Origin of the sequence: Micromonospora cremea, assembly GCF_900143515.1 — a bacterium.
Lineage (GTDB): Bacteria > Actinomycetota > Actinomycetes > Mycobacteriales > Micromonosporaceae > Micromonospora > Micromonospora cremea.
The window spans coordinates 1,564,159-1,578,917 of record NZ_FSQT01000001.1; the positions used below are offsets into that span (position 1 = coordinate 1,564,159).

12 protein-coding genes and 2 pseudogenes are annotated in these 14,759 nt (G+C 69.3%); 7 read left to right on the forward strand and 7 right to left on the reverse strand.

The window, feature by feature from the left end; translation table 11 throughout:
• The first annotated feature begins 419 nt into the window (after positions 1-419).
• Positions 420-1,685, forward strand: coding sequence for a L,D-transpeptidase (locus tag BUS84_RS07115; protein ID WP_074309831.1), 1,266 nt, complete (start codon positions 420-422; stop codon positions 1,683-1,685).
• 105 nt (positions 1,686-1,790) lie between these two features.
• On the opposite strand, the pseudogene BUS84_RS39640 reads toward BUS84_RS07115, so the two are convergent.
• Both BUS84_RS39640 and BUS84_RS07125 read right to left on the reverse strand, forming a co-directional pair.
• Positions 1,791-2,973: pseudogene (locus BUS84_RS39640) on the reverse strand (Nramp family divalent metal transporter).
• 146 nt (positions 2,974-3,119) lie between these two features.
• Positions 3,120-3,530 carry a cupin domain-containing protein gene (locus tag BUS84_RS07125; RefSeq protein WP_074309833.1) on the reverse strand — a complete coding sequence of 137 codons (411 nt, stop codon included), beginning with the start codon at positions 3,528-3,530 and terminating at the stop codon, positions 3,120-3,122.
• A 253-nt stretch (positions 3,531-3,783) separates the two neighbouring features.
• On the opposite strand from BUS84_RS07125, the gene BUS84_RS41165 reads away from it, so the two are divergent.
• From BUS84_RS41165 to BUS84_RS07145, 4 genes are all read left to right on the forward strand, one after another.
• On the forward strand, positions 3,784-4,065 hold the full coding sequence (locus BUS84_RS41165; protein ID WP_074309835.1) for an FAD-dependent monooxygenase: 282 nt from the start codon (positions 3,784-3,786) through the stop codon (positions 4,063-4,065).
• 95 nt (positions 4,066-4,160) lie between these two features.
• Complete coding sequence (locus BUS84_RS41170; protein WP_425293443.1) at positions 4,161-4,604, forward strand: GNAT family N-acetyltransferase; 444 nt, start codon at positions 4,161-4,163, stop codon at positions 4,602-4,604.
• A 362-nt stretch (positions 4,605-4,966) separates the two neighbouring features.
• Positions 4,967-6,067, forward strand: a complete 1,101-nt coding sequence (locus BUS84_RS07140) for a cyclase family protein (protein WP_244298416.1) — start codon at positions 4,967-4,969, stop codon at positions 6,065-6,067.
• 12 nt (positions 6,068-6,079) lie between these two features.
• A complete protein-coding gene (locus tag BUS84_RS07145) occupies positions 6,080-7,738 on the forward strand; it encodes a thiamine pyrophosphate-binding protein (protein WP_074309839.1) in 1,659 nt (552 codons plus the stop codon).
• Between the two features lie 556 nt (positions 7,739-8,294).
• Here the strand turns inward: BUS84_RS07145 and BUS84_RS07150 are convergent.
• On the reverse strand, positions 8,295-9,350 hold the full coding sequence (locus tag BUS84_RS07150; protein WP_074309841.1) for a CapA family protein: 1,056 nt from the start codon (positions 9,348-9,350) through the stop codon (positions 8,295-8,297).
• An 853-nt stretch (positions 9,351-10,203) separates the two neighbouring features.
• On the opposite strand from BUS84_RS07150, the gene BUS84_RS07160 reads away from it, so the two are divergent.
• The gene (locus BUS84_RS07160; protein WP_074309845.1) at positions 10,204-11,370 is read left to right on the forward strand and encodes a hypothetical protein; all 1,167 of its coding nucleotides are present in this window, start codon (positions 10,204-10,206) and stop codon (positions 11,368-11,370) included.
• Positions 11,371-11,802: 432 nt separating this feature from the next.
• Here the strand turns inward: BUS84_RS07160 and BUS84_RS07165 are convergent, their stop codons facing one another.
• Positions 11,803-13,080: an MFS transporter gene (locus BUS84_RS07165; protein WP_084757269.1), complete on the reverse strand. Its 1,278-nt coding sequence runs from the start codon at positions 13,078-13,080 to the stop codon at positions 11,803-11,805.
• 17 nt (positions 13,081-13,097) lie between these two features.
• Between BUS84_RS07165 and BUS84_RS40580 the strand changes: the two genes are divergently transcribed.
• Complete coding sequence (locus tag BUS84_RS40580) at positions 13,098-13,232, forward strand: hypothetical protein (RefSeq protein WP_280175102.1); 135 nt, start codon at positions 13,098-13,100, stop codon at positions 13,230-13,232.
• A gap of 211 nt (positions 13,233-13,443) precedes the next feature.
• Here BUS84_RS40580 and BUS84_RS38955 read toward each other — a convergent pair whose 3' ends face one another.
• From BUS84_RS38955 to BUS84_RS07180, 3 genes and pseudogenes are all read right to left on the reverse strand, one after another.
• Entirely contained in the window at positions 13,444-13,614 is a 171-nt protein-coding gene (locus BUS84_RS38955; RefSeq protein WP_208869540.1) for a hypothetical protein, read from the reverse strand.
• A gap of 56 nt (positions 13,615-13,670) precedes the next feature.
• Positions 13,671-13,937, reverse strand: a pseudogene (locus tag BUS84_RS07175) (transposase); the annotation flags it as partial.
• A 143-nt stretch (positions 13,938-14,080) separates the two neighbouring features.
• A complete protein-coding gene (locus BUS84_RS07180) occupies positions 14,081-14,716 on the reverse strand; it encodes a poly-gamma-glutamate hydrolase family protein (protein WP_074309852.1) in 636 nt (211 codons plus the stop codon).
• Between the last annotated feature and the right edge of the window lie 43 nt (positions 14,717-14,759).

Below are 14,759 nucleotides of genomic sequence, written 5' to 3' on the forward strand. Positions count from 1 at the left end.
AATGGCCAAGCCAATTGGTGGGATCTTCCTCTCCTGTCGGAATTTATACCTCCCGCGAATCCCGTTGGGCTTGTCCGGCCCAATTAGGCCAACTGGTCTGCCCGCCATCCACCTACCTGTTCCGGCCTGGCTGAGGTGGTCGGTGCTTATGGTGCTTGAACACGACCAAAGGTAACAAAATGGCGTGGTCGGCCAACAGGCCCAGGTCGGATATGGCGGTAGGACGGGCAGCCGTGCCTAGTTTGCCCGGACACGTCAAGGCGGGCACATAACAGACGAAACGCCTCGTTCCTGCCAACGAGGCGAACTCGGCGAAACGTTGCCCATGGCCGGTTACCGAAACCTTTTAAATTGGCCCTACTATCGCCAATTCGCAGGGAGAATGTGGCGAAAGGAAGTCGGAACCGGGGGGATGCATCATGGAGTTGAGGCAGCGATTGACGCTGTTTGCGGTAACCGTCGCAGCCACACCGTTGGTCCTCGGCGGGTGCACAACCGAGCGCAAGTCCGGTGCCGGGGCGCAGGGGAGGGCAGCGCCGCCGGAGCTGACCATCACACCTTCCGAGCGCGCTCAGGATGTGCCGCTCAGCGCCGAGGTGGGGACGGCCGTGAAGGGTGGGCGGATCAGCGCTGTACGGATCATCGACGATAAAGGAGTGCAGGTCGCGGGGGAGCCTCGCGAGGACGGTTCAGCCTGGGTGCCGAGCAGGCCCCTGCAGCCCCGGCGTACCTACACCGCCGAGGTCACCGCGACGGGCGACTCCGGGAAGACCACCACCCGGAAGACGACCTTCACGACAATGCCGAAACCCACCAAACCGGCGATCACCAGCACGCTCTATTTCACTGACAACCAGACCTACGGCACGGCGATGCCGGTAACCCTCGCATTCGATCCGCCCATCTCGAAAGAGGCCAGAGCGGACGTGCAACGCCGGCTGTTCGTGAAGACGAATCCCCCACAGCCGGGGACCTGGTCCTGGTTGGACGATGGGAGTCAGGCCTATTACAGGGCTCCCGACTTCTGGCGACCAGGCACCACGATCAGCGTCCGGGCCGGCCTTGGAGGCCTGCCCATCGGTAAGGACTGGGTCGGTGACGCCGACCAGAGCGCGACCTCCAAAATCGGCCGGCAGGTGTCCCTGGAAATCGACAATGCCACCAAACAGATGTCCGTCATGCGGGACGGCAAGCTGATCCGCAGGATTCCCGTCAGCCTCGGCAAGCCAAGTACGCCGACCTCCAGCGGCAAGATGGTGATCATGGAGAAGCACCAGTACGCGACGTTCGACACCCGCGGTGAACCGAATGGTGGCTACGTGGTCGACGTCGAGGACGCCCAGCGGCTGACCAATGGCGGCGAGTTCATCCACGGGGCGCCCTGGTCCGAGGGGGACCAGGGGAAAACGAACGTCTCGCACGGCTGCACCAACGTCTCCGCTGCCGCCGCCGACTGGCTCATGAACGTCACCCAGGTCGGGGACCTAGTCACCTTCAAGGGCACCGAGGTGCAGTTGCAGCCGGGCAACGGCTGGACCGCCTGGAACGTCAGCTGGGACGAATTCGTCAAGGGCAGCGCTCTGCCCGTACCGGCCGGGCTCCGCCCAGCCCCGGCCCTCGCACCGCACCCGGGCGCCGTGGCCGGCGGATCGCCGGCCCCGGCCCCGTCCGTCACCGGCGACTGACCCGGGCCTGTCCGACACGGGGGCCGGATCGTCGGAGACGACCCGGCCCCCGTGTCTCTCGTCATGCGAGGACGCTTACTTCATCAGAGCCGTGACGAGGTTGTGTTACAGCATGGACATATGGACGTGGTCCGTGTGGTCGGACGGGCCGCTGTAGGACTTCCAGCCCGTGGCCGGGAACCAGATCTGCCCGTACCAGATGACGTAGTACATGCCGAGGTGGTCGGCGTTGCGCACCAGAAAGGTGGTGAGATTGTTGCGGTACATCTTCTGGTCCTGCGTCTTGGCCGGGCTGAACCCACGACCCTGCAATGACCTGTCACAGGCTCTCCCCTTAGGATGCTCGCACGGCCCGCCAGGGCGGTAACGACCGACGATCCGGGTGAACCCAGCTCGTTTAACCTCTGTGGAGGCATGCAGGGTGCGACCGGTGACGCACCCGGAGGTCGTGGGGTCGGGCTTGTTGCACGCCTCTGCCGGCCAGTTGCCGCCGTCAAAGCCGCGTGCGAGCTTAGCCACCGCAGAGGTGGCGGCGACGAGCCCGTCGGCCAGTCCCGGGCCGCGAAGGAGGGCAAGCTGCTTCTCGGCAGCCTGCTTCTGCTTAACTTTTGCCGCAGCTTGTCGTTGCTGCTGCCCGGGGCGGCGGGGATGCGGTCACGGGTCAGCGCGGAGTGCACGTAGATGACGTGCGGCATGACCGTGGCGCCGAGGATGCCGGCGGCCAGCAGCCCGCTGTCGGTGCCCTGGAGCCGGGGCACGAGGCCGGCCATGGCGGAGCCCGGGTCGGAGCCCGCGGCGAGCAGGTTGGCGGCGAATGCCAGGACGATGACGCCGAGCCCCACGGCGATGGCGATCTCGAAGGCCCGGAAGCCGCGCGAGCGCAGCGCGAGTGCAGCGCGAGCACGGCGAACGAGGCGGTGCCGATGATGATTCCGCCGGGCAGCATGGGTATGCCGAAGAGCAGGTACAGGGCGACCGCGCCACCGATCACCTCGGCCAGGTCGGTGGCCATCGCGACCAGTTCGGCCTGCACCCACATCACCCGGTTGACCGGGCGGGGCAGGCGTTCCCGGCACAGCTCCGGCAGGCTGCGCCCGGTGGCCAGGCCCAGCTTGGCGGTCAGCGTCTGGACCAGCATGGCCATCAGGTTGGCCACCACGACGACCCAGACCAGCAGGTAGCCGTAGCGGGCGCCGGCTGCGGAGTTGGTGGCGAAGTTGCCGGGGAGTGCCCACCCGCCAGCGGCTACCGAACCCGAGCCTGCCGCAACCGACCCGGTAACTGTCATCAGCAACGGGCCGCGACGAGGACAGCCGTAGGCGACGAGCGGCGGACAGTCGCCGGGTCGGCGATGCGGACGGACCCCGCCAGACGAGGCGCTCAGAGCTCACAAGCGAGGGGGCCGACGGCCACGATCCGGAATACTGGTGGTCATCATGGCTGGGTGACTCGTAGGTGTCGTCGTTCGGCCAGCTCCTCCGCGCTGACCACGGTCAGAATCGGAGTTCCGGGAGGCGCGAACATGGTCACCACCAGCTGCGACTGCGCGTCCGGAAGGTTGTTGGCGCCCTGGTAGTGGATCACGTCGCCCCCGGGCTCGAACAAGGCGTCACCGGCCTTGAGTATCCGGGGCGGCTGCCCTTCCAGCTCGAAGAGGATCTCGCCCTGCGTGACGTAGCCGAAGAGCGGCCCGGGGTGTCGGTGCGGCGGCGCGCCGGGGTCGCCGGGCACCAGGGTGACTCGGATGGTCCTGGCCTCGGCGCCAGCCGGGATCCAGGTCGTCGCCTCCGGCAAGGTCGTGATTACCTCAACGCCCGGCGGCAGGTGTGTGTGCTCAGCGCTCATGTATTCCTCCAAACAGGGGCTGTCTACAGGAACGACAAGACGGCCTTCCTGTCGGTGACAGCCCTGCGCGGCCGACCTTCCCAGGGCCGCGCCGGAGATCCGGTCGCCCGAGAGGCAAGGCTAACGGTCTGCGAGTGCCCGACGAGGAGATTCGCTCGAGTCCGCAGGGACTTGGGCCGCGGGCATTGGGATCAGGCGCTGGCCGTGTGGGAGCGTCGAGGGTTCCACCTGGAGGAGTTTTGCCGCCGGACAGTTGGCCGCCGTTGGTGCGCGAGTCCGGGTGGTGGATCGGGCTCTCGACCGGGTTCACGAGTCCCGGGCCCTGGCGATTCAGCCGCGCACCTTGGAAGTCCTCGCCAGTCTCGGGGTGAGCGACGAGATGGTGGCTGCCGGGAGCGCCCCGCGCCGTTGGCCATCTCCCTCGCATCGTGAAGAATCTGGCATGTGGCAAATGATCTTCATGACGATTTCGCGGTCTCCCTTGAATGGCCCGTTCGGGCTGACGAGCAACTCCGAAGCGAGTGCCACCGCGTGATCGCGGCCGTGGTCCAACAGGGCGGGGCAATCGGGTGGTTGCAGGTTCCGTCCCGCGGAAAGACCGACGCATGGCTGGAGGGAGTCCTCCAGACTGTGGGGACCGGGCGCGGCGGCCTTGTCGTGGCGCGGGTCGAGACACGTGTCGAGGCATTCGGGGTATGGCTTGCCGGCCCATCCGGACCAGTAGGCCACGTTGCAGAACTGACCAAGGTCATGGCACACCCCGCCGTACGTGGCCTCGGATTAGGCAAGAGGGTGGTCTCCGCCTTGGTGGGCGCCTGTCGGAACGCCGGCATCGAGGTGATCACCCTTGGGGTGCGTGGGAACAACCACGGTGCGATCTCGCTGTACGAGTCCTGCGGCTTCCGTACGTGGGGTCTGCTTCCGAACGCTGTCGCAGTCGATGATCTTCGCTTCGACGACCTCCGCATGTTCCTACCTCTGTCCCTACCCGAGGACGTCCGCATCCATGGATCAGCAGCGGGTGGTCCGGGAGGTTCGGTTCGATGGACCATGACGGAAGAGGTGGCCCACTAACCATGGGAGAAGATGCCAACTAACCGTTGGAGTTTCTCCACGCTGGCCCGATGGAGACTCCCTAAGTGGCCAACCAGGTGTGGGAGTGACAGCAGGGTCATTAGCTATGCCGGCCGCCGGTCGGTAGCAACTCACCGGCAGGCGTTCGCCCGGACGTGTACACCGCACCACGGCGGCAGATCGGCTGCCCACACCCGCCGCCGCCGGCGTCTCGCCGCGTCTCGAACCGCCACGGAGTCAGGCGCCGCTGATAACAACGCGCTAAGTGGCATGTGCACGCGCATGCCGTCGACCGTGTGCTGGCAGATCGTGCCGGCAGTTGGTGACGGCGCTCCGTGTCACCTGGATGTCCGGAACTGTCGATGTCTGGACGTCTGCGAGCGGTCGGCAAGCTAGCCCTCAGACCAGCCCAGCTCATCGTCGGTGGCCTGCCCCGCGCGCTGACCGCCGAGACCGCAGCCGCCGCGCTGCGCAACATCCGCCCCCGCGCCGCGCTGGCCCGGACTCTGCGGAAGGTCGCTCTGGAACTGCTCAGGGAAGTCCGCCGCCTCGACCGGCGCATCACCGAGGCAACAGCGACCCTGTCCGCCGCCGTCACAGACTCAGGCACCCCGGTCCACGAGCCGCGGGGCGGGCAGCGCCGCCGGCACGCCCCGTCTGAGGGTCCATCGTGGAGCAGCGGCGCGGTGTACCGTCGCCGCATGACGGTGCTGCAGGAGTTTGTCGCCGCTCTTTCCAGCGGCCGGATCCAGGTTGTCGACCTCACCGCTCCGCTCTCGGACCAGACCCCGATCCTGGGTCTGCCCGAGCAGTTCGGCCAGACCTGGCCGTTCCGGCTCAGCGAGATCAGCCGGTACGACGACCGCGGTCCGGCCTGGTACTGGAACAACTTCTCCACCGGCGAACACACCGGCACCCACTTCGACGCCCCGGTGCACTGGGTCACCGGTCAACGGGGCGCGGACGTGTCGCAGGTCCCGGTGAGCCAGTTGATCGCCCCGGCGGTGGTGATCGACCACGCCGCCGACGCCGCCGACGACCCTGACTTCCTGCTCGAGGTCGAGCACATCAAGGCGTGGGAGGCGGAACACGGTGCCCTGCCCACCGGTGGCTGGCTGCTCTACCGCACCGGCTGGGACGCGTACGGCGACGACCCGGAGCGGTACGCCAACGCCGGGCGTACCCCGGGCATCTCCGTCGAGTGCGCCCGCTGGCTGGCCGAGGAGTCGCCGATCCAGGGCGTCGGGGTGGAGACGGTCGGCACTGACGCGGGCGCAGCGCATTCGTTCGACCCGCCGTTCCCGTGCCACTCGTTCCTGCTCGGCCAGGAGAAGTACGGCCTGACCCAGCTACGTAACCTGGCGCAGTTGCCGGCGACCGGCGCGGTGGTGATCGCCGGACCACTGCCGATCGTCTCCGGGTCCGGCAGCCCGTGCCGGGTCCTCGCGCTGGTCGACCGGTAGGACCAGAACCAGATGCGGGTAGCCGAGGTGGTCGGGCGGGTTCTGTACGGACACGGGGCACCCTACGTCTTCGGGGTGGTCGGCAGCGGCAACTTCCATGTCACGAACGCGCTTGTGGCGGCCGGCGCCCGGTTCGTGGCGGCGGCCCACGAGGGCGGGGCGGCGAGCATGGCGGACGGGTACGCCCGCACCTCCGGGACGGTGGGCCTGCTCTCGGTGCACCAGGGTCCGGGCGTCACCAACGCGCTGACCGGCCTCACCGAGGCCGCGAAGAGCCGTACCGCGATGGTGGTCCTGGCCCCGGAGGCGACCGCGCCCCGGTCGAACTTCTTCATCGACCTGCCGGCGCTCGCCACCTCGGTCGGGGCCGACTTTCACCGGGTACGCGCGACGCACGCGGCCGAGGACGCTGGCGCGGCGTACCGGGCCGCCGCCCGGGGCGCGACGGTGGTGCTGGGCCTCCCGTTGGAGGTGCAGCGCACCGCGACCGAGCCGTGGTCCGGTCCGGTCCCTGCGGTCGCGCCGACCCCGGCCACCGCCCCGCAGGTCGAGCCGTTGCTGGCCGCGCTCCAGGCCGCACGTCGACCGGTCTTCATCGCGGGTCGGGGCGCCCGGGCGGCCCGGGAACCGCTGACCCGGCTCGCCGACGCGTGCGGCGCGCTGCTCGCGGTCTCCGCCGCGGCGAAGGGACTGTTCGCCGGGAACCCGTGGAACATCGACGTGGCCGGCGGCTTCGCCACCCCGCTCGCCGCCGAGCTGATCGGCGCGGCGGACCTGGTCGTCGCGTGGGGCAGCACGCTGAACATGTGGACCACCCGGCACGGCGAACTGATCCCGCCCTCCGCCGTCGTCGTCCAGGTAGACCACGACCCGGCCGCGTTCGGGGTGAACCGCCCGGTTGACCTGACAGTGGCCGGCGAGGTGGCGGCGGTCGCCGGGGCGGTGCTCAGTCGGCTGGGCGCCGGCTCCACGGGGCCCGTGGACGTCGGTACCGGCGGCTGGCGTACGCCCGAGCTGGCACAACGGATTCGCGACCACGGCCGGTGGCGGACGGTCCCGTACCGGGACGAGGGTGACTCGGCGCGGGCCGGCGCACCGGCGACGATCGACCCGAGGACGCTCTCGGCCGCCCTGGACGACCTGCTGCCGCCCGACCGGACGGTGGTGGTCGACTCCGGCAACTTCATGGGCTACCCGTCGATGTGGCTCGACGTGCCGGACGTGGCCGGATTCTGTTTCACCCAGGCGTTCCAGTCGATAGGGCTCGGCCTGGCCAGTGCGCTGGGCGCGGCGGTCGCCCGGCCGGACCGGCTCACCGTCGCCGCGGTCGGCGACGGTGGCTTCGTCATGTCCGCGACCGAACTGGTCACCGCCGTCCGGCTGGCGCTACCCCTCCTCGTGGTGATCTACGACGACGCGGCGTACGGCGCCGAGGTGCACCATTTCGGCCCGGACGGGCACCCGTTGGAGACGGTCACCTTCCCCGAGACCGACCTGGCCGCGATCGCCCGTGGTTACGGCTGCGACGGGTTGACCGTCCGGACCGTCGACGATCTCGGGCCGGTACGCCGCTGGCTCGCTGGTCCCCGTACCCGGCCGCTGGTGGTCGACGCCAAGGTCTGCGCCGCGCGCGGCTCATGGTGGCTGGAGGAAGCGTTCCGCGGCCACTGAGCCACCGCCGCACCTACGGGGACGCGGGGCGGCGTGACCGGAATCAGGGCGGGACCTGACCGGGGCGCGACGAGTCCAACCAGGATGAGACGGGCTCTCAAGAGCATGTTCTCGCCGAGCGGTCCGCGTCGGACCTGATAGCCGGCCTGCCAGGACTCGACGGTTGCGCGCGATCATCTCCGGCTGCTCGGTGGTGCCGCAGTAGACGACACTGAACGGCTCCGGCCTTCCAGGCTGCTGTTGGCCGCCCTCCACCGTGGAAGCCGTCCAGATGCTGCTAGCTGCCGGTGGACCTCGGCCTTGTCGTCGGGGTCGGCGTCGCGCAGCACGGTGACGATGTCGCCGAGCGCTCGGACCAGTCGGCGATCTGGGAGCGGCTCCCGAGCAGGAACACCCGGCGGTCGAAAGTCGTCCGCGGTTTCACCGGGCGTCAGACGAACTGCCAGCGGTAGCGGGTCTTCCGGCCCGCATGTACGTGCCGGCGCGGGCCGGGTCGGAGAGCTGGTGCACGCCGTCCCACTGGCCGAGTTCCACGTTGCGGGGCCGTGCTTGGCGACTATGTGGCGGGGCTCGCGGCGAGTCCGGTGCAGGCGCGGAGGCCCGCGTACTCCTGGCCGATCCGGGCCTTGTCCTCGCCGTCGGCGAGTTCGGGTCGACCGGTGCGTCGGGAGATTGCCGCGGGCACCAGTTCCGTCTTCGAGATCGCCGAAGCGTCGAGGGTCACCCGCAGCACCCCAGTGTCGTTGCTGTAAGCGTCGTCACGCCACCAAAGGAAGTTGCCGAGTCCGTACTGGACAAAGGTCTTGCCGAGCCACCCGTCGCCGAGCAGTAGGTGGGCGTGGGTGCCGACCACGATCGTGGCACCCGCCTCGGCCATCTCGCGAGCGAACGCGCGAGCCTCGGCAGGTGGACACGCCTCGCCCTCCGTGCCCCAGTGGACGTAGACGACGACCACGCTGGCCTGGCGCCGGGCGGCGCGCACCGCCGCGACGGTGCGCGGCAGGTCCCGGGTCATCGCGATGCCGGCCCGGGTGTCGGTGGCTTTCCACTCCGACCACAGCTCGGAGACCTGGCTGAAGCCGAGGACAGCGATTTTGGTACCGCGTATCTCGGTGATCCACGGCCTGTACGCCGCCGCCGCGTCGGCCCCCGCCCCGACGGCCGGCAATCCGACGGTCCTGGCTGCGTCCACGGTGTCGGCCAGCCCCGTCCGCCCGTAGTCCAACGCGTGGTTGTTCGCGATCGACACGACGTCGATGCCGGCGGCCTTTACCGCGTCATACGCGCTTGCCGGCGCCCGGAAATGGAACTCCTTCGGCTCGGGAGTCCCGCGTGTGGTGACCGCCGTTTCCAGGTTGACCATCGCCAGGTCTGCGGCCGACAGCGTCGACGAGATCGACCCGAACGCGGTCGCCGGGTAGCCCAGCAGATCGGCCGTACGGTCGGCGAAGTGCACGTCGCCCGCGAAGGCCAAGGTGATCTCGGCGGGGTGCGACGGGGAGCCTGCAGGGGCGGAGCGGGTGGGCGCAGCGGCCGGCGGGGTCCGGACAGCATCGCACGCCGTAACAGTCAGGGTCGCCGCCAGCGCGACGAAGGAACGTGCCCACTTCACTCAGCGCAGCGTACGGAAACCCGCCCGACCCTGGGCCTACTTCGCCAGGATTGCCTTCGGCCTGACCTGCGTGAACCGGATCAGGTCATGCGACCCAGCGACGACGCCGTTGCGCGAGAAGCAGTACGAGGCCGACCACGATGAGGCTGCCGCCCACCGCAGTGAGCTCGCCGCTTCGGCACGGGCGCGTTCGGCCTGGGCGATCCAGCCGGTGACCACCGCGGGTCCGCTCCGGCGTCTAGGGCCGCCCTGTAGTGCTCCAGCTTGGCGCCGCATTCGGTGATGACGGGCTGCGGCTCTTCGAGCGGGTAGCTGACGGAGTGGGTGGCGAGCTGGCGCCCTGTGTGTCGTAGGCGACCGCCTTGGTGCTGGTGGTGCCGATGGCGACGCCGACCACCACGTCCCGGGATCCGCCCGAGCCGGCCACGACCGTCACCCCTCGCACCGGACCGGCGGGCCGCCACCGGCTGCGGGTGATGTTACCGAGACAGCCGGCACCCCGTACGGGCGATCACGGGCCTCGGCCGTTACCGAAGGGTTGGGAGAAGTGCGGCGATAGTCGTTGGGATTAGCAATTAGCGTCGAACTCTTCGATTGTGTTACATCGTGGAATCTGGGCCGCGCTATTTCATGCCGCGCGTATTCGCGCTAATGAGACAGATTGGCCAGTTTGGAGCGCTGCGCACCTGCCGGGGCTTCCGGAAAGCGGCGACGGCAATATGCTCCCAGACGTGCGCCTTCCACTGTCAATAGACATAACTAGATATCCCTCTCGCCATTCCGGTCGCCGTGCGAAGCGGAGTTTGGGAATGGGGCTGTCGCAGAGTGCGGATGCGCCACTATTGGGGGACACATGGCCGTCGTCGTAGTGCTCGATATCGATGAAACACTGCGCGAGCAGCACAGCCTGACGATCGAAGTCCGCTCGGACGACGCCGGTGTGCCCGTCGCGGTGGCCGCGCTCCGGCAGGCGCTGCTCCGGCTCGAAGCGACGGGAGCCGGCGGGGAGCCGCTGGGCCCGGCCGTCGTCTCGTCACCGATCGCCTTGCCCGGCGCGCAGCTCCTCGTGATCGACTTCGGCCCGCTTCCCGCCGAGCATGTCCTCGCCATACCGGAGCTGCTGGCCCGGCAATTGCGCGATGCCGGTGTGCGCGACGCTCTGGTCTCGGTGTCCCGGCGCGGCCCGAGCCACGACATCGAGGAGTTCGGCGTGTCCGCCCGGGCCTACCTGCGCGGGCCACTCGGCGCGCCGTTCGGCGACGCCCCGTGCCAACTGCCCCCGCCCCTGCTTGACGTGGCGCTCGACTGGTTGCACGCCGAGCGCGGACCCGCGGACGAGCTGAGCGCAGTCGTGCTCGGCGTGCGGGTTCCGCTCACCGCCGAGGCGGCCGGCTCGGCGACGGCCGCCGTACTGTCCACCCTGCCCACAGTCATCGCGGTGACCCTGCTCGCCGGCGACCTCACCAACCGGCTGGTGGCCGCGACCGTCGGCGGCTACCACGACATGCTGCCGGCGGCGGCGTTCACCGTCGCGCTGCCGCGCGCCGACCCTGCCGACGCTGGCGACCTGGTCGGTCCGATGCACCGGCTGCGCGACAAGCTGCACGCGCACAGCGGATTGCTGGCCTGGGCCGGAGTGGACGCCGAGCCGGACAGCCGTCGGGTGACCACGCCACAGTGGTGGCAGCGGCTCCCGAGCGACGGAAAGCCGGTGAACCGTCGCCCCGGGGTGGAGATGCTCGCCGACGCGCTCATCCCCGACGCCATGTGGTACCAGATCCTCTCCGCCGGGCACCTCGATCGGCTCGGCGGTCTGCCACCCGGGGCGACGCCGCTGCCCGGTGGGCGGGCCGAGTTGACCGTCGGGGACGCCGAGCAGTGGCTGCCGGGCCACCCCGACGCCCTCGAGGTCCTCGCCCGGGGCCGCGAGCTGCTCGCCGGCTGCCTGGTCGACGAGGCGCAGGCGTGGCAGATGACGGGCGCCCGGATCCGCCGTGCCACGCCGCCCGCCGACCGTTGACCGCATCGGGCGGGACGGTCGGCGTACCAGCGGTGTACGGGGCGCCGCGACGGCGACGAGAAACGCATGATGCAAACCGCCCAAGGTTCAACTGAATTCCGCTGATTGAGGCCACAGTCAGTTGACTGACCGGACAGTCAGCTGATTGATGCCGTAGTTGCGCAGCAACCAGTCGGCCGGACGGTCCTCGCCCGAAGGGAAGATCCGGCGGAGGCGTCGTAGACATGAATCGCGACGCCAGACCGGTGCGTGAGGCCCGCCTCTCACCGCGCGAGGTCGTCAACGGTCACCTGGTAGTCGCGGCCAGGCTGAAGTATGAGCACCGGCTTGTCCAGTGCGGCCGCGGGGAGACAAGGTACGAGCCCGGATCGGGGGAGCAGGTTGGGAGCAACAGGGCGCAATGAACGGCGGTGAACCACGCCGAACGGCATCCTAACTGCACCCACCCCTGCCTGCGACTACTCGTTTCCGCAGGTCAGGGTCGGCGGGTGTGACCTGCCGCGTAGCTGCGGGGCTGGTGGGGGGACGGGCGGCGGTCGGCGCTGGTCCGGCGGTGTGGCCCCGCCACGCGTCTACGGCGAGCAGCGTGAGGGCGGCCAGGGTCAGCAGCCCGCCGACGAGTGCCAGCGGGCGTGCCCCCGAGGTGGGCAGGAGGGCACCGCCGAGCAGCGATCCGCCGGCAATGCCGGCGTTGAAGGCGGTGCTGACGCCGGCCGATGCGATGTCGGTGCTACCCGGAGCCAGCTGCAGCATCCGGTTCTGCACGGCGGAGCCGAACGCCGCGTAAGCGAGGCCTATCCCGGCGAGGAGCGCGACCGCGCCGGGCCGGAGCGCGCCGACCGCGTACAGGCCGAACAGAGAGGCCGTGCCGATGCTCAGCGGCGTCAGCAGGGAAGCGATCGGCCGGGTGTCCAGGGTCCGGGCTGCGGCCAGGGTGCCGACGACGCCGGCGGCGCCGGCGGCGAACAGCAGCGGCGCCAGCACCGCGTCGGCGAAGCCGCTGACGTCGAGCAGGAACGGTGTGACGTAGGTCTGCAGGGTCATGAAGCCGCCGATGCTTAGGGCGGTTGCGATCAGCAACAGGGCGAAGCGCCGGCCGTGCGGTGCGGTGCCCCGGGCGGCGCCGCCAGTGGCCGGGGGATAGGACGGAAGCAGGACGAGCACCGCGACGGCGATGGCCAGACCGACCCCGGCCAGCACCGCGAACGCCGCGCGCCACCCGGCCTGTTGCCCGAGCCAGGTGCCGAGGGGTACGCCGAGGACCGGGGCGAGCGTCGCCCCGGTCGCGAACAGCGCTACCACCCGGCCGCGCACCGCGACCGGGAAGGGCCCGGTCACGGTTGCCGTGGCGATGGACCAGAACAGGGCCTGGGCGAGGGCGGTTACGAGGCGGGAGCCGGCCAGCACGGCGTACGTCGGCGCGAGCGCGGCGGTGGCGTTCGCGGCGGCGAACAGGAGCATCGTGACGCCGAGCAGTTGACGCCGGGGGATCCGCTGGGTCAGTCGGGCCAGCGGCACGGACGCCAGCACGACCACGACGGCGTACCCGGTGACCAGCAGACCCACCTGCGAGCGGGTCCGGTCGAGATCGGGTGCGATGTGGGTGAGCAGTCCGACGGGCAGCAGCTCGGTCGTGATGAACGCGAATGCGGCGAGGGAGAGCGCGACGAGCACGGCCCTGGCCCTTCGCGGCGACACCTCGGGCGCCATGGCCCACCCCCCTTTTCATGGTCACCGTAATCGAGGGCCCGACCCCCGCTCCGTTCGCGGGCCCCAGCGACTGGTTGGGCGAGCCGGCCGTCGTGGGCGAGCAGGGCGATCTGGGTGCGGTTGCCGAGGCCCAGCTTGGTGAGGATGTGTGAGGCGTGGGCCCGCACGGTGGTCACGCTCATCAGCAGCTCGGTGGCGATCCCGCGTTGGAGCGTCTGTGCGCGATGGCCAGCACGAGGTCGTTTTCCCGGGCCGTGAGCAGGGCCAGCCGGGTACGCGCGTGCTCGTAGGACTCGGCCCCGGACGCCACCCGCCGCGCAAGGCGGCGACCGCCGGTGAGGGCGGCCCGTTCGGCGAGACCGATCAGACCGTGCCGGCGCTGCCGGTGGCACCGCTGCCGGGCGTGGTCGGGTTGCTCACCGCAATGCTTAGGCCAGAACCGGGTGCGCCGCCCAGGGTGCCGCCGGAACTGGCTGGCTGCAGACCGGTGAACGGGAAGATCGACTCCTGGCGGGCCGCGGAGATCACCTGCACTCAGGCATCCTCGATGACCGTCCTCTACAGACCGACACCGGGGTTACGAGACGTCCCTTAGCAAAGTAGGCCGCCGCCCGGCGCAGCATCTCGTTCTCCTGCTCGAGAACCTTGTTCCGTCGACGCAGCTCCCGCAGTTCGGCCGACTCGCGGCTGGTGGTCCCGGGACGGACGCCGTCTTCGACGTCGGCGAGCTTGAGCCAGCGATGCAGGCACGCCTCGGAAATCCCGAAGTCCTTCGCGATCTGCCTCAACGGCGCCTCGCCCAAACGGGCGACCGCGACCACGTCAGGGCGTAACTCCGCAGGAAAGGCTTTCGGCATGTCAGACATTTTTTCAGCGAGGACGCATCCTCACAGGTCAGGAGTCAACCGAACCGGGGGCAGTCCCTCACTCGGCTGCGTCAGCAGGGAGATCTGGTCCGATCTCTGGGGACCCGAGGATGGTCGTGCCCGGACTCAGCGCCTCACGACGCCGGCTGAAAAGTAGTGACCACCGACTTGATGGCCTCGACGTAGTCGTAGAAACGCGCCGTCCGTTGCCCCGAGTCTCTCATTGCCCGGGACAAGTCCTCGGTGGGAAAGAACGACTTGCGCAGAGCGTGAGAGAGTTCTAGCTGTACCCCCGCTCCTCGTCGATCCTTGTTGCAGATGTTGCCGGGGTAGGTGCCGGCCACCTCGCTCGAGGCCGATATGACCCGGAAGCCTTTGTCGATCAGCGCGGCCGAGATGCTTTGCTGCAGGTCGGCGTCCAGCCCCCCAAGGGCCGTTTCTGCCTGGTCGGCGGTGCCGGCGTAGCCATGGAAGGATATGCATCTGTCCGCCGCCCCAACCATAGCTAGACATTGCGGCTCATCGAAACGCGAAGAGGTGATGTGCAGATCGGAGTTGTGGCTGGCTTTGATGCCGGCGAACACATACGTGTCCATGAGTCCGTCGCCTACGGCGAGCGCCAACTCACCGCTACCGGCTTCTATGCCGCCCCCGTGGATCGCGATGGAAGCCCACGACGTGGTGGGTCGGTAAAGCGCGGTCCGGGTGTAGGTAACGCCCTCTTCCTCGCCGGCAGCCAACTGGGCGTAGTTGTCATAAAGGTTGCCCACAAATGCCTCCGATCAGGACGCCCGCCTCGCCGAAGAAGTCCGA